Below are 658 nucleotides of genomic sequence, written 5' to 3'. Positions count from 1 at the left end.
TCCGAGGAATATGCCGTCATCCTGTCCGTGTTGCAGCGCAGCCTGGCCGCGGATGACCGGCGCTGGACCAGGGTCGCCGCGAGCATCAAGGGTGTCACCGAGGAGACCACCACCGGCGTGCACCGCCTCTATGAGATGCAGCAGCAGGGGACGCTGCTCTTCCCGGCGATCAACGTCAACGACTCGGTGACCAAGAGCAAGTTCGACAACAAGTACGGCTGCCGGCACTCGCTGATCGACGGCATCAACCGGGCCACCGACGTGCTCATCGGTGGCAAGGTCGCCGTGGTCTTCGGCTATGGCGATGTCGGCAAGGGCTGCGCCGAGTCGTTGCGTGGCCAGGGCGCCCGGGTCGTCGTCGCCGAGGTCGATCCGATCTGCGCGCTGCAGGCCGCGATGGACGGCTATCAGGTCGCCACCATGGACGACGTGGTCGGAACCGCCGACATCTTCATCACCGCGACCGGCTGCTTCGACGTCATCACCAGCGAGCACATGGCCCGGATGAAGCATCAGGCCATCGTCGGCAACATCGGCCACTTCGACAACGAGATCGACATGGCCGGCCTGGCCCGGCGCGCGGACGTGCGGCGGATCAATGTCAAGCCGCAGGTCGACGAGTGGAGGTTCGCCGACGGCCACTCCGTGATCGTGCTTT

At 65.7% G+C, this 658-nt stretch carries 1 protein-coding gene; it reads left to right on the top strand.

What is annotated here, in order from left to right; genetic code table 11:
• The coding region (locus DMB66_RS60195; protein WP_125812722.1) for an adenosylhomocysteinase at positions 1–658 on the top strand (658 nt) is incomplete at both ends.

It is taken from the genome of Actinoplanes sp. ATCC 53533, from assembly GCF_003947245.1.
The sequence above is the reverse complement of the archived record's forward strand: the minus strand, read 5'-3'. Positions and strand labels throughout refer to the sequence as shown.